This is a genomic window from Priestia sp. 10L35 (genome assembly GCF_056395685.1).
This window is the reverse complement of sequence record NZ_JBFTKA010000007.1, coordinates 154,179-179,316: the sequence shown is the minus strand read 5'-3', so window position 1 is coordinate 179,316 and position 25,138 is coordinate 154,179. Positions and strand designations below refer to the sequence as shown.

The 25,138-nt window shown below is 34.2% G+C and carries 31 protein-coding genes; 14 read left to right on the top strand and 17 right to left on the bottom strand.

Annotated features, from left to right (window positions below):
* Positions 1-172: 172 nt before the first annotated feature.
* Both AC1DEF_RS23080 and AC1DEF_RS23075 read left to right on the top strand, forming a co-directional pair.
* Positions 173-352, top strand: coding sequence for an H-type small acid-soluble spore protein (locus AC1DEF_RS23080; RefSeq protein WP_013056420.1), 180 nt, complete (start codon positions 173-175; stop codon positions 350-352).
* 117 nt (positions 353-469) lie between these two features.
* On the top strand, positions 470-640 hold the full coding sequence (locus AC1DEF_RS23075; RefSeq protein ID WP_176521245.1) for a hypothetical protein: 171 nt from the start codon (positions 470-472) through the stop codon (positions 638-640).
* Positions 641-882: 242 nt separating this feature from the next.
* Here AC1DEF_RS23075 and AC1DEF_RS23070 read toward each other — a convergent pair whose 3' ends face one another.
* The 3 genes from AC1DEF_RS23070 to AC1DEF_RS23060 form a co-directional block, all read right to left on the bottom strand.
* A complete protein-coding gene (locus AC1DEF_RS23070; RefSeq protein ID WP_053487096.1) occupies positions 883-1,200 on the bottom strand; it encodes a DUF3243 domain-containing protein in 318 nt (105 codons plus the stop codon).
* Positions 1,201-1,653: 453 nt separating this feature from the next.
* The gene (locus AC1DEF_RS23065; protein ID WP_013056416.1) at positions 1,654-1,842 is read right to left on the bottom strand and encodes a hypothetical protein; all 189 of its coding nucleotides are present in this window, start codon (positions 1,840-1,842) and stop codon (positions 1,654-1,656) included.
* 258 nt (positions 1,843-2,100) lie between these two features.
* The gene (locus tag AC1DEF_RS23060; protein ID WP_013056415.1) at positions 2,101-2,475 is read right to left on the bottom strand and encodes a cupredoxin domain-containing protein; all 375 of its coding nucleotides are present in this window, start codon (positions 2,473-2,475) and stop codon (positions 2,101-2,103) included.
* 317 nt (positions 2,476-2,792) lie between these two features.
* On the opposite strand from AC1DEF_RS23060, the gene AC1DEF_RS23055 reads away from it, so the two are divergent.
* Both AC1DEF_RS23055 and AC1DEF_RS23050 read left to right on the top strand, forming a co-directional pair.
* A complete protein-coding gene (locus tag AC1DEF_RS23055; protein WP_097823776.1) occupies positions 2,793-4,223 on the top strand; it encodes a PQQ-dependent sugar dehydrogenase in 1,431 nt (476 codons plus the stop codon).
* A gap of 340 nt (positions 4,224-4,563) precedes the next feature.
* Complete coding sequence (locus AC1DEF_RS23050) at positions 4,564-5,124, top strand: hypothetical protein (protein ID WP_057274718.1); 561 nt, start codon at positions 4,564-4,566, stop codon at positions 5,122-5,124.
* Positions 5,125-5,184: 60 nt separating this feature from the next.
* Here AC1DEF_RS23050 and AC1DEF_RS23045 read toward each other — a convergent pair whose 3' ends face one another.
* Together AC1DEF_RS23045 and AC1DEF_RS23040 are read right to left on the bottom strand one after the other, a co-directional pair.
* A complete protein-coding gene (locus AC1DEF_RS23045; RefSeq protein ID WP_063671193.1) occupies positions 5,185-6,780 on the bottom strand; it encodes an acetolactate synthase large subunit in 1,596 nt (531 codons plus the stop codon).
* A gap of 336 nt (positions 6,781-7,116) precedes the next feature.
* Positions 7,117-7,911: a DUF2935 domain-containing protein gene (locus AC1DEF_RS23040; RefSeq protein WP_097823777.1), complete on the bottom strand. Its 795-nt coding sequence runs from the start codon at positions 7,909-7,911 to the stop codon at positions 7,117-7,119.
* A gap of 527 nt (positions 7,912-8,438) precedes the next feature.
* Here AC1DEF_RS23040 and AC1DEF_RS23035 point away from each other — a divergent pair.
* Both AC1DEF_RS23035 and AC1DEF_RS23030 read left to right on the top strand, forming a co-directional pair.
* Entirely contained in the window at positions 8,439-9,083 is a 645-nt protein-coding gene (locus AC1DEF_RS23035; RefSeq protein WP_097823778.1) for a glycosyltransferase, read from the top strand.
* Positions 9,084-9,827: 744 nt separating this feature from the next.
* Entirely contained in the window at positions 9,828-10,028 is a 201-nt protein-coding gene (locus AC1DEF_RS23030) for a cold-shock protein (RefSeq protein WP_097823779.1), read from the top strand.
* Positions 10,029-10,323: 295 nt separating this feature from the next.
* Here AC1DEF_RS23030 and cshA read toward each other — a convergent pair whose 3' ends face one another.
* Positions 10,324-11,724 (bottom strand): degradosome RNA helicase CshA, encoded by a 1,401-nt coding sequence (gene cshA, locus AC1DEF_RS23025; RefSeq protein ID WP_097823780.1) that lies wholly within the window; start codon positions 11,722-11,724, stop codon positions 10,324-10,326.
* A gap of 284 nt (positions 11,725-12,008) precedes the next feature.
* Between cshA and AC1DEF_RS23020 the strand changes: the two genes are divergently transcribed.
* Positions 12,009-12,212 carry a cold-shock protein gene (locus AC1DEF_RS23020; RefSeq protein WP_043981801.1) on the top strand — a complete coding sequence of 68 codons (204 nt, stop codon included), beginning with the start codon at positions 12,009-12,011 and terminating at the stop codon, positions 12,210-12,212.
* Positions 12,213-12,495: 283 nt separating this feature from the next.
* Here AC1DEF_RS23020 and AC1DEF_RS23015 read toward each other — a convergent pair whose 3' ends face one another.
* Positions 12,496-12,699, bottom strand: a complete 204-nt coding sequence (locus tag AC1DEF_RS23015; protein ID WP_013056405.1) for a cold-shock protein — start codon at positions 12,697-12,699, stop codon at positions 12,496-12,498.
* A gap of 948 nt (positions 12,700-13,647) precedes the next feature.
* Here AC1DEF_RS23015 and AC1DEF_RS23010 point away from each other — a divergent pair.
* Entirely contained in the window at positions 13,648-13,794 is a 147-nt protein-coding gene (locus AC1DEF_RS23010; RefSeq protein ID WP_013056404.1) for a BH0509 family protein, read from the top strand.
* 298 nt (positions 13,795-14,092) lie between these two features.
* On the opposite strand, the gene AC1DEF_RS23005 is transcribed toward AC1DEF_RS23010, so the two are convergent.
* Entirely contained in the window at positions 14,093-14,986 is an 894-nt protein-coding gene (locus AC1DEF_RS23005) for a LysR family transcriptional regulator (RefSeq protein ID WP_097823781.1), read from the bottom strand.
* A gap of 184 nt (positions 14,987-15,170) precedes the next feature.
* Between AC1DEF_RS23005 and AC1DEF_RS23000 the strand changes: the two genes are divergently transcribed.
* On the top strand, positions 15,171-15,509 hold the full coding sequence (locus AC1DEF_RS23000) for a DMT family transporter (RefSeq protein ID WP_016766376.1): 339 nt from the start codon (positions 15,171-15,173) through the stop codon (positions 15,507-15,509).
* A complete protein-coding gene (locus AC1DEF_RS22995; RefSeq protein WP_047932960.1) occupies positions 15,509-15,820 on the top strand; it encodes a DMT family transporter in 312 nt (103 codons plus the stop codon). The genes AC1DEF_RS23000 and AC1DEF_RS22995 overlap by 1 nt, the downstream gene beginning before the upstream one ends.
* 237 nt (positions 15,821-16,057) lie before the next feature.
* Here AC1DEF_RS22995 and AC1DEF_RS22990 read toward each other — a convergent pair whose 3' ends face one another.
* Together AC1DEF_RS22990 and AC1DEF_RS22985 are read right to left on the bottom strand one after the other, a co-directional pair.
* Positions 16,058-16,570 carry a DIP1984 family protein gene (locus tag AC1DEF_RS22990; protein WP_097823782.1) on the bottom strand — a complete coding sequence of 171 codons (513 nt, stop codon included), beginning with the start codon at positions 16,568-16,570 and terminating at the stop codon, positions 16,058-16,060.
* Between the two features lie 41 nt (positions 16,571-16,611).
* A complete protein-coding gene (locus tag AC1DEF_RS22985; RefSeq protein ID WP_097823783.1) occupies positions 16,612-17,406 on the bottom strand; it encodes a hypothetical protein in 795 nt (264 codons plus the stop codon).
* Between the two features lie 214 nt (positions 17,407-17,620).
* On the opposite strand from AC1DEF_RS22985, the gene AC1DEF_RS22980 reads away from it, so the two are divergent.
* Entirely contained in the window at positions 17,621-18,118 is a 498-nt protein-coding gene (locus tag AC1DEF_RS22980) for a DinB family protein (RefSeq protein ID WP_097823784.1), read from the top strand.
* 391 nt (positions 18,119-18,509) lie between these two features.
* Here the strand turns inward: AC1DEF_RS22980 and AC1DEF_RS22975 are convergent, their stop codons facing one another.
* On the bottom strand, positions 18,510-18,716 hold the full coding sequence (locus AC1DEF_RS22975) for a DUF1272 domain-containing protein (protein WP_080781682.1): 207 nt from the start codon (positions 18,714-18,716) through the stop codon (positions 18,510-18,512).
* Between the two features lie 144 nt (positions 18,717-18,860).
* Here AC1DEF_RS22975 and AC1DEF_RS22970 point away from each other — a divergent pair, with 144 nt between their 5' ends.
* Complete coding sequence (locus AC1DEF_RS22970; RefSeq protein WP_016766370.1) at positions 18,861-19,283, top strand: Lrp/AsnC family transcriptional regulator; 423 nt, start codon at positions 18,861-18,863, stop codon at positions 19,281-19,283.
* Between the two features lie 266 nt (positions 19,284-19,549).
* Positions 19,550-19,762, top strand: coding sequence for a hypothetical protein (locus tag AC1DEF_RS22965; RefSeq protein WP_016766369.1), 213 nt, complete (start codon positions 19,550-19,552; stop codon positions 19,760-19,762).
* Between the two features lie 305 nt (positions 19,763-20,067).
* On the opposite strand, the gene AC1DEF_RS22960 is transcribed toward AC1DEF_RS22965, so the two are convergent.
* From AC1DEF_RS22960 to AC1DEF_RS22945, 4 genes are all read right to left on the bottom strand, one after another.
* Positions 20,068-20,829 (bottom strand): PAS domain S-box protein, encoded by a 762-nt coding sequence (locus AC1DEF_RS22960; RefSeq protein WP_097823785.1) that lies wholly within the window; start codon positions 20,827-20,829, stop codon positions 20,068-20,070.
* A 709-nt stretch (positions 20,830-21,538) separates the two neighbouring features.
* Positions 21,539-21,883 carry a YflT domain-containing protein gene (locus AC1DEF_RS22955; protein ID WP_097823786.1) on the bottom strand — a complete coding sequence of 115 codons (345 nt, stop codon included), beginning with the start codon at positions 21,881-21,883 and terminating at the stop codon, positions 21,539-21,541.
* Between the two features lie 259 nt (positions 21,884-22,142).
* Complete coding sequence (locus AC1DEF_RS22950; RefSeq protein WP_013056394.1) at positions 22,143-22,433, bottom strand: spore coat protein; 291 nt, start codon at positions 22,431-22,433, stop codon at positions 22,143-22,145.
* A gap of 17 nt (positions 22,434-22,450) precedes the next feature.
* Positions 22,451-22,648, bottom strand: a complete 198-nt coding sequence (locus tag AC1DEF_RS22945; RefSeq protein ID WP_016766364.1) for a hypothetical protein — start codon at positions 22,646-22,648, stop codon at positions 22,451-22,453.
* Positions 22,649-22,919: 271 nt separating this feature from the next.
* On the opposite strand from AC1DEF_RS22945, the gene AC1DEF_RS22940 reads away from it, so the two are divergent.
* A complete protein-coding gene (locus AC1DEF_RS22940; protein ID WP_141425873.1) occupies positions 22,920-23,132 on the top strand; it encodes a hypothetical protein in 213 nt (70 codons plus the stop codon).
* A 214-nt stretch (positions 23,133-23,346) separates the two neighbouring features.
* Here the strand turns inward: AC1DEF_RS22940 and AC1DEF_RS22935 are convergent, their stop codons facing one another.
* Together AC1DEF_RS22935 and AC1DEF_RS22930 are read right to left on the bottom strand one after the other, a co-directional pair.
* On the bottom strand, positions 23,347-24,120 hold the full coding sequence (locus AC1DEF_RS22935) for a TerC family protein (RefSeq protein ID WP_097823787.1): 774 nt from the start codon (positions 24,118-24,120) through the stop codon (positions 23,347-23,349).
* Positions 24,121-24,450: 330 nt separating this feature from the next.
* On the bottom strand, positions 24,451-25,071 hold the full coding sequence (locus tag AC1DEF_RS22930) for a TetR/AcrR family transcriptional regulator (RefSeq protein ID WP_043980773.1): 621 nt from the start codon (positions 25,069-25,071) through the stop codon (positions 24,451-24,453).
* Positions 25,072-25,138 lie beyond the last annotated feature (67 nt).

Genomic DNA, 25,138 nt, shown 5'->3' with positions numbered 1-25,138 from the left:
CTCTTTTATTGACAACTGCAAACCTCCTATAATGGATGGTTTGTTAGATTAGAGCGTAGATTCATTTTTGAGGGAATGAGTTATAGCATGTAGTCAAATTATTGTTGGGGAAATATAGCTTTATCTTTTAATTGATGTATCGCAGGGACATACTAAAAAATGAGGTGATACTATGGAAATAAATCGAGCTAAGCAAATTCTTTCTTCACCCAAGGAAATTGATGTTCATTACCACGGAGTTCCTATTTGGATTAAAAGTGTAGATGAAACATCAAGTATGGCTACCGTTCATGCGAGAGGAACACATGATGAAGACCGTATGGTTCCAGTCCTTGATTTAGAAGAAAAATAAAAAGTCAGAAAGGAAGAATGTGGAATTTTAACATTCTTTTCTTCCATCTTCAAATAGAACCGAATAACTGATACCATATTTCTCTAAGCTTTATTTATAAGAAAAAAGAGGTGCAGCATGAAAGAGAAAAAAGAACCACAATTCAGAAGTGGCGAGCTAGAAAATGAGGAACTAAAAGGCTATTATGGAATGGATCCTGAAACTAGCCTTCAATCTGTTAATTTTGCTACGACAGAGAACCTATACTTAAATGAACATTACCAGGAAGATTCTAAAGAAAATGAATAAAGAGAGAAGAGAATAACTGATCTTTATTTCTTTAGTTATACATTTTTAATAAGTTGTCAATAAAGGGGTTGTAGATACCATATTTCAATCTTGGCTTATTCTTACTTCTGCAAAGATATTACCTAACACATAACGAATATAAAGAGCCAATTGCTTTACGCAAGTGGCTCTTTGCTACGTTAATTGAATACACTTGAATCCCTAATAAATAATGGCAGATAGCAATCTATAAGTGATTTAGATTATTCTTTAACTAATTTAACAAGCATATGAGCAAGATGATGTTGTTCTTCCTCATTTCCAACTTTCCATAACTCATGTAACAAGTATTGCTCTTCATTTTGTGGCTCCTCATGCGTTGCGAGATAATCAGCTGTTTTTTTAGCTGCTAGAGCTAATTGATTATCATTTAACCCTAGTTTCTCACCTTTTGTGACTTTATCTCCTAAGTAACTTTTAAATTCGTTAAAACTAGAAAGGATGTTGTCTTTCTTCTCTTGACTCATTTCATTTAGTTTATCCTCTACTTTATTTTCAACGGTTTCAGTATTATTGTTCATTTTTCATTCTCCTTCCAATTAAGTATTAATGTTCTTATATGGTAAATCCCCCATTTACAAGTATGTAAACATTTCGTAGCCTACTCATATATTAAGTAGAATAGTTAACGGGCTTCAAAATAGTGAACACTTCTTTTTTGACGAGTTTGAATAGAAGATATTGGATATTAAAAAAGAAAAACTCCCCTAGTGCGTTAAAGGAGTTTTTCTTTTTTTTTAATATTAAGGGTGTAATTGCTTGTTACTTACATATCATTTAATATTTTTGTAGATATTTATTATAACCTATCAAATGATTTCGAGAAAGCAAAAAATGAAAGCGATTACTTTAAATTTAAAATAATAAATGAAACATAACTGTTTTTTATGAGATGTATTTTGGTTTTGAAAAAATACAGAGCTTAAGCTTAAATGCTCTAAAGTTTCTCTTATATATTAATATATAAGAAACTTTTATTCTTTATCGTTTCGTGGCACAGCATTAGAAACCATAGAAGTATCTCCAGTATAATATTTATGCGGATAAGGATCAGAAGACTTAGCAGGCTTTGTTACAAACTCTTTCTCAAGATCATCTAATTTGGTTTCATCTGTATTGTTCTCTGATACCTGTTCTAAATTATTTGATTGATTATCGCCCATATAAAATTCCTCCTTTTAATTAAACAATGCTCATTCTCATTGCTCATTAAGGATACATTTTTTAATAACCTGGATATAAATACTGTTTTTATTCTATACTTTCCCGTGCTTTTTCTTCATTTAGTATATATTTGAAATAAATATTTATTACTTTTTTGAAATTGTGAACGATTTATTTATACCTTTAAAATTCATTATGTTAATTAAGAAAGTATGTTATATTCACTTCAAAAAGCAGAGACCGATTGGCCCTGCTTGTTATTTGACTATCACTTTCCCCACCATTCCACTATTAAAATGATACCTACATATCAGTTCATATGTACCGGGGTTTTGTGGTTTCACGGTAATGGTTTTTTCTTTTCCAGGCTGGACTTCAGCGTCAATTCCGAGTTTTTCTACTGTGAAGGTATGCTCTTTCTGACCTTCATTTTTCAATATCAATGTTGTCGTTTTTCCACTCGGGATAGTGATGGTTTCTGGATTAAAGTAATCATCGTTCAACTGAACCTCTATGGCTTTCTGTCTTACCACGTCGGATTCGGCCAAAACGCCGAGTGATCCTGAAGTCATCACACCGATAACCATCGCACACAAAACGACTAATCCCATTAACCACTTTTTCATAGACATTTGCATTCACTCCTTTCATAAGCCATATTCTTTTCCAATTCATAAAATAATATCACTATTTTTTTGTGAATGAAGTATTATTTTTCCTTAATTTCAATTTCTGGAAAGCACAAATAGTTATGAACGTTGAGAGAAGCGTGAGTGCTAAGAGAAGAAAATAGCAGGCGTAATTAGGAATGGATAATTTTTATAAAAAGAGCCTCTCAATTAGGTCTCTTAGTTAAATTACCTAACTTTATAAAATAGTATTGATACTAATAGAACAGTTACAATCATATTCTTATAAAAGAAAACAATAAAAAGGAGTGTCAAGTTAGTTGATAAAAGCTAAGGTTAGTTTACGGCCTATTGTTAGTAAGATAAATTTACCTACCGTGTTGAAAACAGCTATACTTCCTGGTGACTCATTTGAAAGCTTATTTATTGCAGCCCAAGTAGGAGAGATCTTTTACATAAGAGACGAAGCTATACAGACTTTTTTAGATATTCGCTCACGAATCATAAAATTAGGTACGTCTGAACCAGGTGTTTCTCGCGGAGGATATGATGAACGAGGATTGCTAGGGCTAGCGTTTCATCCAGAATTTTATTATAACGGTCTGTTTTATCTTCATTACTCAGTAGCTGGAACACAAGGCCCAGGTGCACTTTCCGAACATTATAGGCCTAACCCGTGTGATCCTAAAACTTCAAACTTAAGGTGGATAAATAGAGAAACTAACTATGATCATATTGATACAGTGGAAGAATGGGTTTTCCAACCAAATGCTCAGCCTCAAAAAAGACGGACGTTACTTAACTTAAGAAGACCATTTTTTAATCATAATGGTGTCAACAGCTTAAACTTTTCACCTGAAACTGGAAAACTTATCTTAACAATCGGAGATGGTGGATCAGGCTATGACCCCTTTAACTTAAGTCAGGATGATATGGAAATTTACGGGAAAATAATTGAAATTGATGTAGGTAAGAATACATTTATCCATAATCCACCCGTAGTCACACGTTTTAGTGAACTCCCCTCACCTATTCAGGAAACTCTTACGCTCATTGCTAAGGGTGTTCGCAATATAACGGGCATTTCATTTCAAAAATTTTATAATCAGTACATCAAATATGTGGGAAATGTTGGACAAGACGTGGTAGAGTCGATTTTTTCATTTGTTCATTATAAGCCAATACCTGTTCCTCAACTTGTTCAAGCTTCTTTAATGAGAGCTAAACCCAGTCAAGAAGGATTTATTAACCTTGGCTGGCGGGGATGGGAAGGAGATTTTCCAACTTCGTTTATAAAAAGGTGTTCTGAAAATCCGGCCTTGGATGAGAAAATAATTGCTTATTACAATGAAGCGGTAAAAACTTCAGTGAGACGTCTTCAGCCTTTAACTAGTTATTTTCACAAAGATCCCCGCCCCAATAAATTTGGAGGGACCTCCCTTACAGGAGTTCAGCCATATATGGGGAATAAAATCCCTAGCTTAACAGGAAGCGTTATTTTTACGGATATTGCACAGGTTAAAGAATCTCAATCCCCAGTTAGAGGAGTTTTAGCTTATACCAAGGCAGGTACATATTGTAAGCTAAATGATTTTAGTGTTGTGGAAATTGATTATAATTTTGGTTCCCAATCAGCTTACTACGTTAGTTTGGGAACGAACCTGGATCAAACCAGGCTTTATTTAGGAGTTTATGGCTCTATGAAAGTGTCTGACTTTAATCAAGGTACTGTTTTTGAAATTGTTCCATGATTTATATTTATAAAATTCGACTGGGTATTGATTTTCTCCCAAAAATTATAGCTTAATTTTTTCACCAGCTATTTTGTAAGAATGAGCAAATGAACTTTCTAGAAAATAAAAAAGCCTTTAATCAATAAAGCCCATAAAAGATTCATTTTATGGGCTACAGTACATACCTTTAGAAAGATAAAGAAATTTATCTTAACGGATATGACCTATTCCTGTAAAAGTAAATGCGACTTATTAGTCCTCCCTCTTAATTTCTTTATATATTACATGTAAGAGTTGACATATCAGGCAATGATCTAAATCTCTTACAATGTAAAAACAGTTAACCGAGGTGAAATTCATGTACTTTTTAAAGTCTCTTTCAAATGAAGTAAACTCTGCGCGGCTTTTTTTTAATAGACTATCTAAAACTAAGCAGCTTGTATCAGGCGCTCTTTTCGCCAGCTTAGCAGCCTTTTTTCAATCAGCAGGAGGTTTCTTACCAGGAATAGGAATTTTTATTAGTCCATTCTCTACTGCACCCATTCTTTTTTGTTTTACACTTTCGCTCCCTTTAGGATTTATTACCTATATACTAACGAATCTGCTTCTTCTGATTACCCAGCCAAGTGAACTTATTATTTTTCCTTTTACCACAGGAATATTGGGAATGGGCATAGGAGCTGCTTTTTACTTTTTTAAAAAGAGATTGTACATTATTATAAGTGGGGCCACCCTATTAACTGTTGGGATTATTACCCTATTGTACGGTTTCAAATTCCCAGTACTAGGTCCCGTGATTTCTAAAAATTTTTCTCTTTCTACTACTGGTTTAATTTTTGTATTTACTTTCCTTTATAGTTGGATTTGGGTTGAACTCAGCTTAGCTTATTTTAAAAAATTAAAAACCTTTATTTCCTAGTGAATCTACAAATTAATCCCTTAACAGAGATAACTCGTTAAAATAATGGAGAAATCCCAATCAGCTTTTTAGAAGAACGTCAATTAGGACAATCTCATCTAAACTTTGTAAGGCTCTTTTCATTATATTTTCAAATTCAACTAAACTATTTGCCTGTTCCCCTTTAATTCCAAAGCTTTTTGCCAGTTGAACAAAATCTGGGTTTGTAAAAGTTACTCCATAGCTCTTACCAAACTTTTTGTTCATCATTTCCTGCTCTATTTTTAATGTAGAGTCGTTTAAAACAATAATGATGAATGAAAGCCCTAAGCGCTTTGCCGTCTCTATTTCAGCAAAATTCATTAAAGCTCCTCCATCTCCAGTAATACAAATAGCTGGATCATTAGGGCAGGCTAGTTTAGCTCCAATTGAGCCTGGTAGAGCAATACCCATGGAAGCTAGACCATTTGATATAATGAGCCTGTTAGGGTTTTTAGGTTGATAAGTTCGGGCTATAGATACTTTATGAGCTCCCACATCTGAAATCACAATTGTTTTCTCTGAAGAGAGCTTGTCAATAATATGCAAGATATTCTCGATTGTCAAAGGCAGCAAATTGCTATCTATCTCTTTCTCTTCAATGTGATAAGATTGCTTAATTTGTTCCTGGAGATTACCAGAGGGAATCCATGGTTTAGAAGGAATATCAAGCTGATTGAATACTCGTAAAGTTTGCTTTATATCTCCAACCAATTCGACCTCTATAGGGTAATATTCATCTACTTCTGCCGGTAAAGTATCTATATGTAAAATTGGTGTTTTTTCCGTGTTCCATTCTTTGGGTAACCTTTCGACAAAATCAAACCCAATTACAATAAGTAGATCAGCTTCCTTTAAGCCTGCGAGCACTTCATCTTTTTCATTAAATCCAAACGTAAAGAAGTTTTGTGGATGATCTTTAGACAATACACCTTTAGCCATATAACTATGGGTAACCGGTGATTGAAGGCGTTCAATAAATGGTTGAAGCTCATCCACGGCTCCCTGTCTAACAGCGCCGTTACCGATAATAACAAAAGGTTTCTTATACTGCTTAATAAGAGTATTGGCAGCCTGAATGGACTCCAATATAGGTATGCTTACGGGTATAGATGTAGGTAAAATAGGTTTAATGGGAACGATTTGAGTTGCTAAGTCTTCTGGCAATTCTACTACTACGGGTCCTGGCTTTTCCATTTGTGCAATTTTAAATGCTTTTCGAATAATCTCAGGAAGCGTTTGTGCATCTTTTATCTGAACACCCCACTTCGTTGCCGGTTCCACCATTTTGATAATGTCCATATACTGATGCGAATCTTTATGCTGCCTTCCCAAAGCAGCTTGTCCTGTTAAAGCAACAACAGGGGAATGGTCTAGCTTTGCGCTAGATATACCTGTCAATAAATTAGTAGCTCCAGGGCCTAATGTTGATAAGCATACCCCTACTTTGTTTGTTAACCTTCCGTATACATCTGCCATAAAAGCAGCTCCTTGCTCATGCCTCACATTCACGAATTGAATCTGTTTAGAGTTGGATAAAGAATCAACAAAATCCAATGTCTCTTTACCAGGTATTGCGAAAATATATTCAACTCCCTCATTTTCTAAACATTGAACAAGTGTGTCGGTCACTTTCATATTGTTCGACCTCTCTTTAGATAGTATTGTGACAAGCTTATGTGAAAGGAATAGCTCATTAATCTTTATCTCATTTTTTTAGTTTTAACTCGCAAAAATCCCAAATATATGCAAGGAAATCCTATTCACTAACTATTGTTTATAGTGTTGCCATTAGGTTCTTATGTTAAATACATTTTTTAGAGAATGTATAAATAATTGGATGAGTCAAAAAAATTGGAATGAAATTAAACCTCAATGACTGTTTCTTTGTTAGTGAACAAAAAAAGGCTCCCTCAAAAGCTGAAGCCTTTTAAATTAAGTCATTAAGATTTGTAAAGAGGAAACATCAATGTATTATTTTTGTGTTTGAAGATTCTTTTCAAACATATCGATAATATGAAGGAACCTTTCAGCCTCTCGAAAAACATGATCAGCTAAAAGAGGATGAATAATACTTTTAATTCTACATTCCTCAATTAAATCTCTTGCTGTTTTTTTAAAGTCTCTAAGGGAAGCCACGGAAACACGATTCTGATCAAGAAATTGATCCAAAAGAGGTACCGTTTGAGATTGAGGCTTCATAGACTCTAAATCTCTTGCTTGAAAAACTAATTGATCAAAATCGTGACTGAAGTTTCTCGCCATATCTACAAGTTTTCTTTCTGATGGATCAAGAAGATGGCCTATAAATTGGGCATGATCAGCCATAATTCTTAAAAAGAAGACATTTTCCTTTATAATTGCATCAGCTAGCGGCTTCAATTTCCCTTCGTTTAATTCAATTAATCGTTTTCTAAAATAGTTGGCTTCTCTACTAGTATGATCAACCAAAAGAGGAAAGTTATTTGAGCCCGGTAGTTGACAGGTTAAGATTAAACCTAAAATTTTTCTCTTAAATGCAAATATACCTGTGGCTGCTTGTTGGACTTCCGAATTAAATCTTCTCATTTGCTCCGGATCTGTTTGATTAATAAATGAATGAGAGCGTTGTTCAATATCTTCAAACAAACGATAAAATTGATTCGCTTCCTGTATTAATTGTGTATCCTCACATCTAAAACCTAATCGAAGAAACAATGAGTGTTCCTTCATAATCCTTGACCAAAAACGAATTTCATCTAAGGATTGTGCAACAAATGCATTAGTCATTATTAATCCTCCTATAATTGTAAATTAGTTTCATTCTAAGTTATTCTGTTTTATGTCTGGACATGCTTAAGCTCACATAAAAATTGGTTTTACTATATTTTTAAGGAATGGAATAAAAGATTTTGATTTTAGCCCTTCTCTCACAAAAAGAACAGGTACATGTAGAGTAGGGAATCTTCTTTACATGGGGGGGGTTAAGACCAATAAGTCCCTTCTTCACATGCTGATTACATACCATTAGCATATGCTTCACATTTTTCACCTCTTTTTCTTCTAGAGTTTTATATAAACATATGAGACAAGCAATAATATTTATGAATGTATAAATACAAGAGCCTAAAATTTCGAATTCTCTACTATCACCTTATAGAAAGGTATCCTCTGTAACCCTTCATCCGTGTGAGCTGATTGGGAGTGTGGTAGTACTCTATAAAGAATTATTATTAGAAAATAACATTTTGAGGAATGTGAAAAATGCCATATACAAATAATAAGACGGATCATTTAAATTGGAAGGAGCAGCTTTTATGAAAAAATTGTTAGGGATGGGACTTATTTTGTTATTTTCGCTAAACATGCTGGTTGACCCAAGTAGTACTCGTGCTCAAACACAAGAACATCGTGTTAGTCAATCTCAGGTAAAGTTTGAAAATGAATTCAGAAGTCTTTGGATGGATCATGTATTGTGGACAAGCAATTATATTACAAGTGCAACAACAGCAGGATCAGAAGACCAAAAACAGGTGTTGGCAAGGTTATTAAAAAATCAAGAAGATATCGGGAATGCTGTGAAGCCGATATACGGAGAGAAAGCTGGGAATAAACTTACGGATTTGCTCAAGGAACATATTGTGATTGCTGGCAAGATTGTAGATGCAGCTAAAACGGGAAAGAAAGCCTTGGTGAATCAATTAAACAAAGAATGGTATAGAAATGCTGATGATATAGCAGCGTTCCTTAGCCAGGCTAACCCTTATTTGAAAAATGAAGATTTGAAAAAATTACTGTATATGCATCTAAAATTAGTGACAAATGATTTATCTGCAAGCTTAGAAAAAGATTGGGAAGCAAGAATCGTTGCAATTGATGAGGGAGTCTCACATATCATCTTAATGGCAGATACTATATCTGCGGGAGTTGTGAAGCAGTTTCCAGAGAAATTTAATAAATAATCTCCAGTAGAACGCTTGAGATTATTTGAAATTTCTTCATGAAAAACTGTACTTGTAAGAACTCTTTTGATTGATGCCTCCAGAAAACCTTATGTTCACTAAAAAGGTACATGTAGATATTCTCCATAAATCATCATACCAAAAAAAGGTTTATTAAATTTAAACACTGGGTATTATCAAATCAAGACGATGTGTTAAGAGTACCGCCCGTGCATAGGGTGTGTCCTTCTCTGTTCTATAAAAAATGGCGCCTCCAACGGCGTCATTTTTTATTTGTAAACAAGTTTAGGGATGCTCGTGCGAAGGTTGTATTTATATGAAAAAGGTACATAGATTTTTATCTAATAGAATCTATTTTTACACCACTATTTTTTAAAAATTTTGAGTGAACTTCCCTTTCTTTTGGATAGACGGGTCTCATAATGCTCTCTCACCTAATTTAGGTTCATATTTATGAATACAATGCCTATAACGATTGCATGGGCATTGGCTAATTTTTCACTTCTATCATTTCCGTGTGTAAAAGATCACTTATAAATATTTTAAAGTTTTTGCACGAGAACCTCATGATGATGTAGATCGTCATCCCCCAATCACCTTTTTTAATGAAGTGAGTAATGATAAAGAAAGTTAGAAAGATCACATTAATTTAAGTTTAAGATGTCTCTATTGGGATAATATAATAAATAAGCTAGATTTAATGATAATCTGGTTTATTTTCTATATTTTAGGAGGCAAGAAAAAATGGAACAAGGTAAAGTGAAATGGTTTAATGCTGACAAAGGTTTTGGATTTATCGAGCGTGAAGGTGGAGAAGATGTATTTGTTCACTTCTCAGCTATTCAAGGTGAAGGCTTTAAATCCTTGGATGAAGGTCAAGAAGTGACTTTTGATATCGAACAGGGGCAACGCGGACCACAAGCGACAAACGTAAATAAAGCATAAGAAACCATACTAAAAAACAGACTCTATTTTCAGAGTCTGTTTTTACTTAAAAAGATTTTTATATCAAAACTTATTCATCAATAATTATAGTTCGTGTTTTTTTAATTCTTCTTCAAAGAAAAAGGTACTTGGGTATTTATCGACTGTATAAGAGTATCTTTTCATATTTTTTACATAATGACTTTTTAAGATTGTCACTAATTCATTCGATACTCTTATAGTTACTACTTCTCCATTACTAAATATTTTCTCACTCATAGCCATTATCCTTTCTCGCATCAAAAATAATCAGGGATTATTTTCTATATGTTTTTTTACGGCCTACTGTTTCTTTTCTCCCTCTATTTCTCTTACGTTCTGTTTTTGCCTTTTTATTACGAAGTGGTGCCACTTCAGACAATTGGACAGAGGTCATATTTGATTCTTTTGTTAAAAGCTTTAAAGTGGCTGACAGTAAAGAAACAGAATCCACTTCTTCTAATAACTTTTCCGCCAGTGGCTTATATTCCACAAACTCCCCCTTGTCGATAGCGGTCAAAACCTGGTGAATGATTGCTTCCTGATGCCCTGCCATTACCTCACTAGAAGTAGGAGCTGATTGTCTAGACATTTTGGTTTTCGTGACATCTTCGATTACTTTTAAGTGATTACGTTCTCTTGGAGTTATAAAGGTAACTGCCAATCCCTTAGTACCTGCCCGTCCTGTTCGGCCAATACGATGAACATAGCTTTCAGGGTCCTGAGGAATATCAAAATTGTAGACATGGCTAACACCTGTAATATCAAGTCCTCTTGCTGCAACGTCGGTTGCAACCATAATCTCAATCGTATGATTCTTGAATTGACGAATTACATCGGCACGTTTGGATTGCGTCAGATCTCCATGAATGCCTTCTGCTGCATATCCACGCTTTTTTAGCCCTTCAGCAAGTTCATCCACACGTTTTTTTGTGCGTCCAAACACAATAGCAAGGTCTGGTGATTGAAGATCTACGAGATTACAAAGAACATCAAATTTTCGATTCTCTGGAATTTCCATATATTGCTGCTCGATGTTCTTTACCGTTAACTCCTTCGCTTTTACTTTTACGAGTTCAGGATCGTTCATAAATTTCTGGGCTAGACTTTGTACTTGCTTCGACATGGTTGCTGAAAATAGTAAAGTTTGATGGGGAGAAGAGATTCCACCAAGAATCGTTTGGATATCTTCAATAAAGCCCATATTTAACATCTCATCTGCTTCATCCAGAACAGCTGTACGAATATGATTTAAACGAATGGTTCTTCTTTTCATATGGTCCTTAAGGCGTCCTGGGGTTGCTGAAATAATATGCGGTCTGTTTTTAAGGGCTTTGATCTGACGATTAATATCCTGACCTCCATAAATGGGCAGCGTTTTAACTCCTTTTACCTGCCCAATTCGGTTTAACTCCTCTGCTACTTGAATAGCCAGTTCGCGTGTCGGTGCTAAGACTATTCCCTGAATCCCTTCTTCACTAAGCTCAACCCGCTCTATAAGGGGAATGCCAAAAGCTGTTGTCTTTCCAGTACCGGTTTGAGCTTGTCCAATTAGATCTTTACCCGTCATAGCTATCGGAATGGATTCAGCCTGAATCGGCGTAGCCTCTTCAAAACCCAAGTTATGAACTGCCTTTTCAATGGCCTTGCTTAAATTAAAATCAGAAAATTTTTTCATTTTTTCGTGCTCCTTCTCTTACTTAAATTCAGAAATGAGAAAAGTACTCTTTAACGAGAGATATTATTTATTCATTTCTGCGTATTGGAAATCAGAGTTATTATTCACAAACATCTTATTTTAGCGTATCTATACAAGGCGAATTCATGCCTTATTTTATCCGCGCTTCCGTGTATTTATAAATTTTTATAGGATCTATAAAGTGTGGTTTAATTTAGAAAGATATGGTTCTCACTATTTCTTTTTTAAAAGGTATACTATTTAGGAGGAGGGATGATGTAGTTATGTATTATAACCATAGGAAGAAAAATCAAGAGCCCTTACCTAAAGAACAAATAGAGATTTGGGAATGTGAATCAGAAGAATGTAATGGTTGGATGAGAAAAAATTTCTCTTATCAAAAACATCAAAAGTGTCCTTTATGTGGCCATAAAATGAGAACAGGAGAACGGCTTTTAGATGCGTCTCCTAATCCCCATCAAAAATAATTCATGTCCGTCTGTTGTATAAATCTATAAAAAACTTACGGCACTTCTTTAACTGAAAGTAAACTTCTTACCAAACAAACATGCCATATTTGCTTTATATTTCTAGTGTATGGTTAACTAGTTCATACCTTGTACCCTTCGTATGACCCAGAAACCAGACTTAAAACGCTGGTTTTTCTATTATAACGGGATTTTAAGATCAGATATAATATGTCTTTTGCTAGCTAGTGAAACCAAAAGTAAAAAAAAGACTCCTAGGTGGAGTCTTTTTTACTCATTTTAATTATGCTACTTTATGAACGTTAGCAGCTTGTGCTCCACGTTGACCTTGTTCGATGTCAAACGTTACTTTTTGACCTTCTTCTAATGATTTAAAGCCTTCACCTTGAATAGAGCTGAAATGTACGAATACATCGTCTCCGCCTTCAATTTCGATAAAACCGAAGCCTTTGTCTGCATTAAACCATTTTACTGTACCTTGTTCCATAATAGTGCCTCCTGGTGTGGAATACTCCACACTTGTATTACTACCCTTGTCCAACCATACTATCTTAAGATGAAAATTTCTATGGAAGAGATTTCTCTTCTCTCAATCCTACACCGAACAAAAATAATTAACCTAAGCGTAACACACAGAACCGAAGATAGCAAATACAGAAAAATAGATAAAATTTTAAAATGAAAATATAGGTATCATAATAAGAACTAATTTAAGGTTTACTAGCAGTACATAAATTTAATGGACTTTCACCATTTTTGCACCTCTATAGATTACTTACAAAATAATAACCGCATTAAGAAACCTGCTGTTTTTGTGTATATGAAATTTTTCATAAAATTGATATCTTGGGCATAATACAGGATAGACACTTGGTAGAGGGGGGATTGTGTGAGACTTAAGGATGGAAACTTTTATACAGATAGTAGAACCAATAAGGTATATAGATTAAATGAAGATAACAAAGGAAGCTGGTACCTGAGTACTCATGATGATGAAGATAATAATCAAATGTCAAGAACTTCAGGACGTAACATGATGAAAATGTTAAAGAGTTTTTATAACAAAGTGAACGACAGTTGAAAATTTACGGCTCTGGAAAACAGCATAAAAAATATAAAGCTAGCTTAACACAGCTAGCTTTATTTCTAATTTATAGAGCTAGTTATCACAATGTTTTTTAGGGATTAAGCAACGATACTAACAAAAAATTTTTAGCCTTGCCATTGGAAATCACCCATTATTTAATTTCGATTGCAGAAGCCTTGTTGTCCCCATCCGACGCCATGATACCATTTCTATATTGTTTTTTGAAAAATCATCTATAATTGATATTGTTTTAATCTCATATTGAGATATATAATAAAAGCAAGAAAAAGAAAACGCTTTCTATATTTAAATACATGGTTACTTCTCAAACTATAAGGAGGATTTAAAATGAGCCAAGTGGAAAGAAATTCTAAAGTGCAGAAATTAGTTGAGTATCAAAAATTCAATGAAGAAGAAGTTTCGAAGATGACAGATCCGCAGGTTGAATATTATCACTGGCTCTATTTTGATGATTCCGCTTATGATTATATGTAACTCAATTATAAAATAAGAAAAAAGCACAAAAACGTTTGGTTCCAACGGGTTTGTGCTTTTTTCGTTTCTTTAATTATAGGATTACTCGTTTTTAACACCATTTCCTGTGACAACAAAGTGAGGGGTGTCTTCCTTCCGGTTGAAAAGTCTCCAGAACTCACTATATTCATCGTCTTCTGACGTATCTGGAAATACCTCCAATAAATAACCTTGAGATAAAAAGATCTTTAGCCCTCCTACTTCGTCCGAGTCAACTCTTTCTACAATCGTGTGTTCGTTTATATCTTTTATAAAAGATTCAATTCGTTCTCTGATTTTTCCCTTCTCTTACTTCGCTGATTGTCTTTATAAATTCACCCTCAGTTACTCCTAGATAGGAGTCGGAGCGACGAACGTACACAATCCTGAGGTTTCTGTAAGGTTCAGGTATTGAAAAGAGTTGTACTAACCCTTCCCGCTCATATCTTTCCGCTAATGACCGGGCTATAAGTGTCACACCAAGACCAGAAACTACTGTCTCCATAATCGTCTCAAGTGTAGCAAATTCCATGATTTTTGGTGATACTATTTGTTCGTCTTTTAACCACTGCTGTAGTCTTTCTCTATATTGGCAGCCTTCATTAAATAAAATGAATGGTAAGTGCAGTAACTCTTTGGCAGACTGAATCTGCCTCTTCCTTTTTTCATTTGCACTGCATACAAGTACAATTTCTTCATCAAAAGCTGGAATTTGATCAAGCGTTGACACATTTACTGGTTCTGCTACAAATGCCCCGTCTAACTGAAACTTAAGAACTTTCTCTATTAATTGTGTACTTACTCCTGATACTAGAGAAATATCCACATTTTTGTGCTTATTATGATAGGAAGAAATGATTTCAGGAAACCCTACTACCGTTTCAACTAATCCAATACATAATGATCCAACAAGGTTACGCTCATCTTGAAATGCTTTCTGTATTTCATCCATCAGCCGCATCATTTGTTCTCCATATGTTAAAAGTTTTCGACCTTCTACATTTAATGTCATTCCTCGTCTGTGACGATGAAACAATGGGTGTCCAATTTTTCGTTCAAGAGACCGAATACGTGCTGTTACATTGGGTTGGACATAACCTAGCTTATCAGCGGCAAGGCTTACACTGCCGTATTCTGCTACAGCCATAAATATGCGTATATCTTCTACTTCCATAAACATCCTCCTTTCCACTTACATTCATTTAGGTATTAATAATAGTGATGTCTATAATCATTTATCATTATTTTACAAGATATCAAGCTCTAGATAAAATAATGACATCCGAGTGCTACTGCAATTATTTAGTAGCAATTACGTAAAGTTCTTAAAATGAGGCGACTGAAAGGAAGAGATCTAATTGTTTTATTTACTATTGTTTCTTGCCATCATCTTGGAGGTAATCGCAGTATTTTTTCTTAATCTTACAAATGGATTCACAAACTTTGTTCCTACTGTTCTCGCCATACTATTTTATTGTTCTTCAATTGCTGCTTATATGCTACTTAACGCCAAAGGTGAAGTAGGAGTAGCAAGTGCTTTGTATGCAGGAGGAGCAACCGTACTTGTTGTTGTCACAGGTATTATCTTTTTTGATGAAACTATTTCTTTATCTAAAATTTTAGGAGTTTCTCTTATTATAATCGGTGCAGTTTCTCTTAACATTAAAGGGAGCTCTAAAGAAAGAAGGACAGCGTAATGGGATACGTATTTTTAACGATGGGCTTAGTTTTAGGCATTGCAGGCCAAATGTGTGTAAAACTATCTAAAGGCTTTAGACAAACTGTTCCCACGATAGGCGCATTTCTACTCTTCATTGCTTGTATTTATTTTATTTCTCTAACGACGCACTATTTTGAAATGGGAATTGTTTTTGCTATATGGGCAGGGCTGACGATTGTTAGTACAACGCTGTTAGGTATTTATATATTTAAGGAATCAAAAAACAAAAGAAAGATTATCTCGGTTACTCTTATTATTACAGGTGTTATTATACTGAAAGCTTTCTAATAAAAATAAGATAAATAAGGCCCTTACTTAACTTACAAGTAAGGGCACCATAGAAGGAGTTAAAAACAAGGAGGCATTGGTCATCGACCGTCCATTGCTATAGTTGGTTATTGGTAAATAGTAACAGTGTAATGGGTCATTGGATTATTGGTTTTATCACTTGCCATCACAATAGTACTTTGAGTACACTAAACATTCTCCTTCTATGCCTTGAAGGGAGTCTCACCTCTTCAAGGGTTAAAAATATTTATCTCCATCAAACTCTAACTCTATTTGATAGTTTTTAGCGTTAATTAAATTTGATAATCTATTTGCTTTCTTTTCAACCTCTAGCCCTCTTAGACGATATTCTTCAGGATCAAATGTAGCCACTTTAATAATGGATACCCCTTCTCCATAGTAAGGATATTCTTCTTTAGATGATGAACCAAACTCCTTATATTTTCTTGCTTTAGCACGTAATTGAGTGGCATATTCAATCGCTTCTACAATTGTTAGTTTGTGTTCATTATAAGTAATATTATTTTGAATATTGGCTTGATACATTAATTTATCAAGTAGACGCAAATCCTTTCGAATGTCCTCTAAATCCTGTTCAACATCAGATAGTGATCGAGCCTGAGAAGGAATCTTCTCCCCTTTTTCAATCTCTACAAATGCAACTCGGTCCATCTCTTCTTCTAATTCATGTATTCGTTTTGATAATACACTTTTCAATTTCACAGCCTCTGCTAGAGAAATCTTAGACATAGATCAAAGCTCCTTTATTCATAAACTTAATTTTTACTATTTTATTGTTCTAATACCTTTTCATAATAAGGAGGTGTTGTGCCACTTCCGCCATCCCCTGAGACACTGCTGCGATCTACTTTATAAGACATTACATAGCGTCCTTTTTGTTTACCTTTAGTCCAGTTTTCTTCAAACGTCACTAGATAAAACTCTTTATTTAATTTTTTAGCACGAGTTTTTCTTTCGATTTGATACCCTCCAAAAGTTCCTTTCCATGTTCCAACTTTAACAGGAAATAAATCAATATCTGTTCCTTCACCACTTGTCGCAAACTCTATGGCATCTTCTTTCGTAAATGGCGGAAGGCTAGGTGATAGCACTTCTAATATACTCCAACTGAGAAGTAAAAGAATAAGAGGTATAATTAGCAATACTTTTGTACTTTTTTCCCTGTCAATTCTTCTTTCTACCCACCAATCTATACATGCATATAACATAGCAGCTGCCATCCCGTAATAAGCCAAATATGTATCTTGAAAAAACAAACCGTTAATTAAGCCTAATATGCCGTGGAAGAAGACAAATAGCCACCTCATGTTGGGAAGCCATTTCTTTCGAATAGCGTGCAGTATAACTGAGACAAAATTTCCGTATACAGCAATAACGGCCCCTACATAAAAAAGATATACAAGGAACCACCCTGCCATGTCATTTCCAGTATGATACGATAGTTCTTCTCCGTCAGTTAGCTGTTGAATCAGACCTGTTATTGTCAAAAGGTAAGCTAAAATAAAGCTTGTAGAAAGAGTTGTTATCGTCTTTCTCAAAATCACATAATCTTTTTCACTTTCCATAAAGAGTACCTTTTTCTACTTATTTCTATATATTTTATATTAAACCATATTTCTTCATATAAAGGTGACTTACAAACAAAAAATCGTGATTGATACTAATTGTTTTAGTGGCTTTGTTATAGTAAGTCGTTAATCACAGAAGTACATATATTAAACTGATTTGTGTTAGACTGTTACAAGCTTAATACTTTGAAAAAGAAAGGCTGAAAAAAACATGCCACAAACGAATACAGCATTTCGTGATGCGCTTATCAAATCACTGCGAGGTGAAAGAGGCCATCTTCCGACGATTAACGCAATAACTGATATTAATATGGAGCTTGCTTCACATAAACAAGAGGAATTACCTTATTCTATTTATCAATTAGTGAAGCATATGAGCTATTGGCAAGACTTTTTACTTGCCCTTGCTAAAGGAGAAAACCCTGAAAGACCGAAAAGTGTAAGTGAAAGCTGGCCTGAACACCCTGCTCCGGTTGATGAGGAAGAATGGAAAAAGACAATCCAGCATTTTTGTAATGGAATTGACGAAGCATGTCACTTAGCTGATACATTAGCAATCGAAGAACCTCTGGATGCTTGGCCAAGTGAAACCCCAGGGGGATTACTGCGTAATATTGCTTCTCACAACAGCTATCATCTAGGTGAAATTGTCATTATGAGAAGGTTAAACGGCGCATGGCCACCGCCAACAGGAGGCTTTCCTGCTTAATAAAAACCGATTGAGCCCCAATGATTGGCAGAAACAAAGCCCTAACAATCGTCGATTAGACACTTTTAGGGCTTTATTTTAGTTATGTGCTATTACCTTTTGTTTTATCTATAAATCAATTGATTACTGAATTCGATTTTCAGTACTCCAAAAATATTTGTCTTTGTGCAATTAGTTACCTATAAGAATAATGTGTCGGACGAAACAAGTCTTCTTCTGCATTTCTGACAATTGAAAAGTGTCCAACATTGCAATGACCATGTAGACTTTCACCACAATGATGCTTTATAATTTGTTCCGTACTTAAACCTGTTGCGGTTCGCTGTTGAATGCCCACCCCATTGACCATAGCTGTTTTGACTGCACTATTTATAGAATGTTGTGTCTAAATTTACGATAAGCTCAGTGAGCAACTTAACGAATGTTCTTTACCCCTTGGTCTTTTAACTAGTTCTCCTCCACAGTTAGGACAAATATACATCTCGCTTTCACTACATTTATCACAAAATGTACATTCATGTGTACAGATATAAGCAACAGAGCTATTATGGAGTTTCTTATTGCACTTTTCGCATGTATTTCTCATTTCTAAAGCCATTAAATCCCTCCTTTTGATATAATCAAATTGTATTCTATAAATTTCTATTTTTACATATGTTTCTTATTGTATTACTAAGTAATAACTTTAATATTGACGGAAAACCTATTATTTTAATTTATAATTTAAAGCGGGGTATGTTTTATGGATGAAATTGATAAAAATATATTACTACATCTACAAGAGAATGCTCGTTTGTCCGTTACACAGTTGGGAAAGTTGGTTGGTTTATCTACCCCTGCTGTTAATGAAAGAGTAAAAAAACTTGAAGAAAAAAATATAATAGATGGATATAGAGCAATAATTAATCCTGAAAATTTTAACAAACCTGTAACTGCTTTTATTTTATACAGCAATACAAACTGCAGACAATTTGTAGAATATTGCAAAGAACACCCTGAAGTTATCGAATGTCATCGTCTGGCAGGTCAATACAACTACTTAGTAAAAGTTTTAACTAATTCCGTTCAATCTCTTGAAACATTCATTGATGAATCTATGGCTTTTGGGCAGCCATCTACATTGATTAAACTTTCCTCACCAGTTGTTTATAAAGCAATAAAGTAGGTTAATAATCTACTCTTTTTTATTACTGAATCTATTCAAGGTAATTCTATTATAAGAAGAACATGTTCTGCTAGCTGGTCACCTTTTTAACTGACCAGCTAGCAGAATTAGAAGTGCATAGAATTTACAATTGCAGTTACCATACTGTCTGTTCTCGGCAGGTATTTTTCTATACGTTCATATGTTACAATAGAGAAAGAACATAAATTAAAATTATATGGTCTCTTTGTACCCTTGGTTTCCTTATAATGGAAAGAGGTACTTTTATGAATATACTTGAAATAAAAAAAACGCTTTATACTCTTATTCAATATGAGGATAGTGCTATTACTCATACCATTCCTCAAGTACTGGAACTGTCGTATTGTAAAACATCTAAGATTTTTCAAATCACTACACTTACGGATCAAAAAACCTTAAATTATAACGATTATGATATAGATAACGCTTCTGAAGCTTTATACAAGATCTTAAACTGAAGAAAGCGATTCAATGATTCTTCTATCTTTTATTTAACAAACGTGCGATTGCACAATATGTTATTTTAAACAAAAGAAACTCCTGATATATGTTCAGGAGTTTCTTTTGTTTTTCTAATGTATACAAGATACAAATCTAATTTTAAAAAACCATCTAAAAATATTTAAAACAGCACGAAATCGTAAAGACGATGCCACTATTTCTTTAATTAGAAACTTTCTCTGAAAGTAGTACCATCTAAAGATTCATATCATATGTATCTTTAAAAACGTAGAAATTGCTTTAGTTATTTTCATTTTACAGATTATTTACTAGAAGTAATTCCTAAAAAATGAAGTGCATTTTTTACAGTAGCCATTGTCGGGGTAGAATCTAAATTAATACCTAGCTGTACGGCAGAGCGAGATAATTCGGGTCTTAACCCTGTTAAGATACATTGCACTCCAAGTAGTGACATAACGCTATTAATTTTAAAAAGATGCTCCGTTACAATTGAATTCAATGTATAAATACCGGAAAAATCTATAATTAAACAATTTATATTTTGCGTCTGCACTTTTACTGGAACAGCCATTAAAAGTTGGTTTGCTCTTTCCTCATCTATGGATCCTACTAAGGGAAGTACAGCGATTCCCTCTAAAAGAGGAACAAGGGTTGTAGACAGTTCATTTATTTGCTTTATTATTTCTTTTTGTCTTGTTTCACTCTCTTTTTTTACCGTAATATCTCTCACATAGGTTTGGATTACTTTTTTATCTCCCAGCAGCAAGGGATGACAATATAATTCAACATTAACAGTTGTCCCGTCCAATCTAAATATGGTTTCCTCAATAAGCTCTGCTGGACGTTCATAAGCAGATTGGATTCTTTTCCTTATTGCTGCTTTAGATGTTTCTTGAAATATATCTAAAGGACTGGCACCTATGATATCTTCCCTTTTTCCTCTAAAAAAATGTTCAGCTGCGTGGTTAACATATATAATCTTATGATTTGAATGAATAATGAGTGGATCTAACGCATATTCAATGACTTCCTGATAATCAATAACCGAAATGTTTTCATTCATAATTTTCACTCCTTAATATGAAGGTTAGACTACTATTTCAAATTTATCAAGGGTTCAATTGCTTGTTTAAGATCTTAAAAAATGATAATAAAGTTTCTTTTGAAGTTATAAATAAGAAATAGTAAGAAAATAGAAGATTAAAAGGTCGTCTGTCCTTTACAGAACAAAAATAAAAACAGCCCTTAGAAATGAATTCAAGGGCCCTCTCTGCATTTATTTAAATCATACTTTCTCAGGAGTTAAATCATGGTGTAAGCCTGTATCAGGAACTGTAGGATTAGGATGATTTTTTTTTCATTTCAAACGAGAATTCTTTTTGATGACGAAATATATTAATTCTTCTTTTAGATCATTTACAGAGTTTTATCTTTTCCTCTTTTGCCCTTTACCCTATTCTCATTTGAATGAATCGTTTGATCTCTATTTCTTTTTCTTCTACTAAGAAAATAGATAATAAAACCTACTAAAACTAATAAAGTAATTAGAAGGATACTTGTAGGAAAGTATAACGTCCCTATGTGGATACCAAAAAATTGAATCATTACCCTTTCACCTCCCTATGAGAGTAGTAAACGACTCAAGTAATATACTTTTCGTTCAGTATCTTTCCGATTTATAAAACATTCGTACAGAAAAATAAATATTATATATAAAGCAACATGCTAGTATGATTTACTAATACTTCTCGATCACTTAGTTTCTTCGAAAGCTATTGCAAAGGATAACCATTACACATCTTTTTTGCAATAATGATTATACGTTCTTGTTTCATTTCACCGACACACTGTTTAGCTTCTTCTTGGGTTAAACCTAACGAGGCCATTTTAGAATGAAGTTCATCTTCACGAGAAAATAACTTATTAACTGCAGATTCAAAAACTCCTTGTTCAGAAGCTCGATATTCTTTTGTATTTGTTGTATTTGTTAAATATTCCGAGCGCTCTTTATTATAGGTCAATAAATAAATTTCGTTTTTACGAAACCCGTTAGCAAAAAACTCTTCAATAAACTTATTTGCCTGACCACTATTTTCTGCTACTTTAATTTCCTTCACTATTTTCTCCTCCTCTATCCCTATAGAATATGTCGTTCTACTAATAGGTGTATCCTTCAGCAGCCAATTAAAACCAATTTATTCGGATATGGGATAAAAGACTATAAAATATCATCTAAATATTGTATAAAATGGGGTAAACTATCTACTTCTAAGAGAATAAAATATAGACTTCTTTTCCTTTGTAGAAATATCAAAAGAGAACTTTTTATGTAACCTTAAAAAAATTCCCCCTCTATTGTCAGAGGGAGAATTTTAGTTAACCTTTCGCTAAATCTAACGCTTTATCTGCCTTTTTTAAATCGTGATTTACTTGTTCTTCTACATCATAGGCGTGATACATTTCATTATCAATCATATATTGAGCAATCTTTTCATGAAGCTCGATGGCTTTATCTAATTGCTTTTTTAATACCTTTCGAACTTCGGGCGTCGCCGTTTCTGTAAGCGCTACCGCATATGTTCGTACACCATTCTTAGCTGATAATAATAAATCAGTCGCAATAGCAAGATCATCTAACGTTTTAGTAAGAGTACTCTTAGTGGCCATTTTTCTACCCCTCCTATTTATTGAGCTTTCTTTAAGATTTTTTTCAATTCTTTAATCGCTTCAGTAGATGTTTGAACATCTTCTTCAAGAATCTTTTTTAATTCCTCATCCTCTACCAATTCCAACATCGCTGTTCCTTTTGTTACACATGATGTTTTAAGCGTTAAGATTTCATGAACTTCTAGCGTTTCGTGCATAGCTAGTCCCTTTGCCATGTTTGCATCCTCCTTGTCATTTTTTTGACTTGTGAATTATATTCCCAAATCATTTCCATTTAAACAAGTATTCGTTATTTTTTAAAAATTCCAGAAAAAGAAACAGGAATACTAAAACTAACAAAAATAATCACCTGTTTTTGCAATTGACCTTCTATTGTATTGCAGAATAAATCCCTTTAGGTGTAATATGTAACCCTTAAATGAACCTTAAATTGTAAGTCTTTCTTTCTAGAACTTTTTAATCGTTTAAAATCGGGTACTATATTTTGTGAAAAGGTGTGATTTTATTAATTTTTTACATATTACCATCAAGGCTGTTGTTCTCTCTTTCGTTGGTGTTATATTCAGGGTAATTTACGGTCAAATAATTGGAGAAAAAGATGTTCAAATAGAAAGTCTTATCGGTCTTTTTATTGGTTTTTTTATTGGGATTTTCTTAATTTCCTGCTTTACTGATTATCAAAAGGCACAAAAATCATAAATAAAATAACCAAGTTCATTTGCGCAGCCATTTCAATTAAAAAGTGCGTTAACCCAGCTTGGATTAACGCACTTGATGGTTACACTTGAATCAACATAACTCACTTTTCTATAAAATCTAAACATGCTTTTAAATATTAAAGCGAGGATCCGTTTGGAAGGAAAGAGTACGGTTAATTGATGAATTCAGGGTGATTATCACACTCGATTACCTTCTAGGCCGATGATTTTTCTGATGACTTATTGCCCGGTGCAAACCAACCTAATAGAGCAATACCAACTAATACTCCATAGAAAATTAGAGTCCAGATGGTGCTATGAGGAAAATGGGGATCTAAGACACCAATATCTTTATGTGCAAAAGTAATAACAGCAAGTTTCACCCCTACCCAGGCAACAATGGCGTATGCTGTCGTTTCTAGGGCAGGTCGCTTTTCAAGGAGTTTTACAAACCAGGTCGCTGCAAACTTGATTAAAATAAGACCTGCAATCCCTCCAAGAACTACAACTGCAAACTGCCCTCCGTCCATACCACCGATTTCTCCAAACTGTGAATCCGGAAGTCCAAGTGCTATAGCAACCGCAGCTAAAATAGAATCAATGGCAAAAGCTAGGTCGGCTAACGCAATTTTGCCCACCGTCGGCCAGAACCCTTTGCCAGCAGACTCCTTTTCATCATCATTATGAATATTCTCATTGTCTTTCCCAAACCGTGCCTTAATGACATGCTTTAAACCTAAATACAGAAGATAAGCTGCTCCTATCGCCTGTATCCACCAAACGTTGGCGATAAATGAAATGACAAAAAGAGCTCCAAATCGAAAAATAAACGCCATAAGAATTCCGTAATTAATCGCTCTTTTCTTCTGATCCTCGGGTAAATGTTTAGCTATAACTGCTAGTACAAGAGCATTATCAGCTGATAATAATCCTTCTAACCCGATTAGAATCAATAATGCCCATACATATTCGAGCCAAATAGATTCCATCCGCTTCTCCCCTTTCCAAAATATAAGCTGTTATGCTAAAGGTTTTGTTTACAATAGAATAACCATATATGCTGCAGTAAACTCTAAAAGATAAAATTTTCATTTTTTTAACACTAATCAACAATTGAACATCTCTTAAGATAAACATAAATACAAATTCCAGTATGTCAGTAAATAGTTTATGTCAACATACTTACATAGGTTAGAAAGTCACCCTATTATTGTTATGCCCTTCCCCTTTTCTCAAGAAGTACCTGTGAACAATAAAAAAACCGGCTGTAACATATTAACCAATATATTACAGCCGGTTTTTATAGTGGAATAAGAAAATTAATTAGGACTAATCCCTACCCAAAAAAGATCTACTAGAGCCTGAGCCGTTTTTTCAGGGCCTCCTAATTCTGCAATTAATTCTTTCTTGTTCCGAATCATTGTTACCGTGGAAAATGTATGCGCAAGCAATCTGGGACTTGCTACGACGATTTCTCCGCTGTTTGCAGCTTGCTTGAATACGTTCTCTAATGCCTCATGTATCGCTTTCTCTGCTTCACGAATTTCATGAATATGACCTTCTGTAAGCGAAGAAGTCGCTTCTTGCAATAATGTTTCAAAATCAATATGCGGTCTTTTTAAATGATCCAAGGTTACCTCATATAATCTGTGTTTCAGTCCTTTGGAGTTTTGTAATAATTTCTCTGTCTGTTTTGTGATACGTTGGAACATACTTGATACCGAAACGGTAAACAAAGTTGCCTTATTTTTAAAATAGTAGTAAACGCTGGCCTTGGTCACATCGCTTGCTTCAGCCACTTGCTCCATTGAAACTTTTTCGTATCCATATGCCATAAAGAGATGGGCAGCTGTTTTTAAAATTTGCTCTCTTGTTATATTATTTTCAGTTGTTATTTTAGGTCTGCCAGGCTTTTTTTTCGGTGTCTGGTTCGTATTCATAAGGGCCCTCCTTCTAGTTCAAGAAATTGGCACATTTAAACTAGTTGATTAATTAACCTTCTGGTAT

Bases quoted from the DNA above. Each gene is read 5' to 3' on its own strand.
- AC1DEF_RS23080 (WP_013056420.1), top strand. From the start codon at position 173: ATGGAAATAAATCGAGCTAAGCAAATTCTTTCTTCACCCAAGGAAATT.
- AC1DEF_RS23075 (WP_176521245.1), top strand. From the start codon at position 470: ATGAAAGAGAAAAAAGAACCACAATTCAGAAGTGGCGAGCTAGAAAAT.
- AC1DEF_RS23070 (WP_053487096.1), bottom strand. From the start codon at position 1,200: ATGAACAATAATACTGAAACCGTTGAAAATAAAGTAGAGGATAAACTA.
- AC1DEF_RS23065 (WP_013056416.1), bottom strand. From the start codon at position 1,842: ATGGGCGATAATCAATCAAATAATTTAGAACAGGTATCAGAGAACAAT.
- AC1DEF_RS23060 (WP_013056415.1), bottom strand. From the start codon at position 2,475: ATGTCTATGAAAAAGTGGTTAATGGGATTAGTCGTTTTGTGTGCGATG.
- AC1DEF_RS23050 (WP_057274718.1), top strand. From the start codon at position 4,564: ATGTACTTTTTAAAGTCTCTTTCAAATGAAGTAAACTCTGCGCGGCTT.
- AC1DEF_RS23045 (WP_063671193.1), bottom strand. From the start codon at position 6,780: ATGAAAGTGACCGACACACTTGTTCAATGTTTAGAAAATGAGGGAGTT.
- AC1DEF_RS23040 (WP_097823777.1), bottom strand. From the start codon at position 7,911: ATGACTAATGCATTTGTTGCACAATCCTTAGATGAAATTCGTTTTTGG.
- AC1DEF_RS23035 (WP_097823778.1), top strand. From the start codon at position 8,439: ATGAAAAAATTGTTAGGGATGGGACTTATTTTGTTATTTTCGCTAAAC.
- AC1DEF_RS23030 (WP_097823779.1), top strand. From the start codon at position 9,828: ATGGAACAAGGTAAAGTGAAATGGTTTAATGCTGACAAAGGTTTTGGA.
- cshA (WP_097823780.1), bottom strand. From the start codon at position 11,724: ATGAAAAAATTTTCTGATTTTAATTTAAGCAAGGCCATTGAAAAGGCA.
- AC1DEF_RS23020 (WP_043981801.1), top strand. From the start codon at position 12,009: ATGTATTATAACCATAGGAAGAAAAATCAAGAGCCCTTACCTAAAGAA.
- AC1DEF_RS23015 (WP_013056405.1), bottom strand. From the start codon at position 12,699: ATGGAACAAGGTACAGTAAAATGGTTTAATGCAGACAAAGGCTTCGGT.
- AC1DEF_RS23010 (WP_013056404.1), top strand. From the start codon at position 13,648: ATGAGCCAAGTGGAAAGAAATTCTAAAGTGCAGAAATTAGTTGAGTAT.
- AC1DEF_RS23005 (WP_097823781.1), bottom strand. From the start codon at position 14,986: ATGGAAGTAGAAGATATACGCATATTTATGGCTGTAGCAGAATACGGC.
- AC1DEF_RS22995 (WP_047932960.1), top strand. From the start codon at position 15,509: ATGGGATACGTATTTTTAACGATGGGCTTAGTTTTAGGCATTGCAGGC.
- AC1DEF_RS22990 (WP_097823782.1), bottom strand. From the start codon at position 16,570: ATGTCTAAGATTTCTCTAGCAGAGGCTGTGAAATTGAAAAGTGTATTA.
- AC1DEF_RS22985 (WP_097823783.1), bottom strand. From the start codon at position 17,406: ATGGAAAGTGAAAAAGATTATGTGATTTTGAGAAAGACGATAACAACT.
- AC1DEF_RS22980 (WP_097823784.1), top strand. From the start codon at position 17,621: ATGCCACAAACGAATACAGCATTTCGTGATGCGCTTATCAAATCACTG.
- AC1DEF_RS22975 (WP_080781682.1), bottom strand. From the start codon at position 18,716: ATGGCTTTAGAAATGAGAAATACATGCGAAAAGTGCAATAAGAAACTC.
- AC1DEF_RS22970 (WP_016766370.1), top strand. From the start codon at position 18,861: ATGGATGAAATTGATAAAAATATATTACTACATCTACAAGAGAATGCT.
- AC1DEF_RS22965 (WP_016766369.1), top strand. From the start codon at position 19,550: ATGAATATACTTGAAATAAAAAAAACGCTTTATACTCTTATTCAATAT.
- AC1DEF_RS22960 (WP_097823785.1), bottom strand. From the start codon at position 20,829: ATGAATGAAAACATTTCGGTTATTGATTATCAGGAAGTCATTGAATAT.
- AC1DEF_RS22950 (WP_013056394.1), bottom strand. From the start codon at position 22,433: ATGGCCACTAAGAGTACTCTTACTAAAACGTTAGATGATCTTGCTATT.
- AC1DEF_RS22945 (WP_016766364.1), bottom strand. From the start codon at position 22,648: ATGGCAAAGGGACTAGCTATGCACGAAACGCTAGAAGTTCATGAAATC.
- AC1DEF_RS22935 (WP_097823787.1), bottom strand. From the start codon at position 24,120: ATGGAATCTATTTGGCTCGAATATGTATGGGCATTATTGATTCTAATC.
- AC1DEF_RS22930 (WP_043980773.1), bottom strand. From the start codon at position 25,071: ATGAATACGAACCAGACACCGAAAAAAAAGCCTGGCAGACCTAAAATA.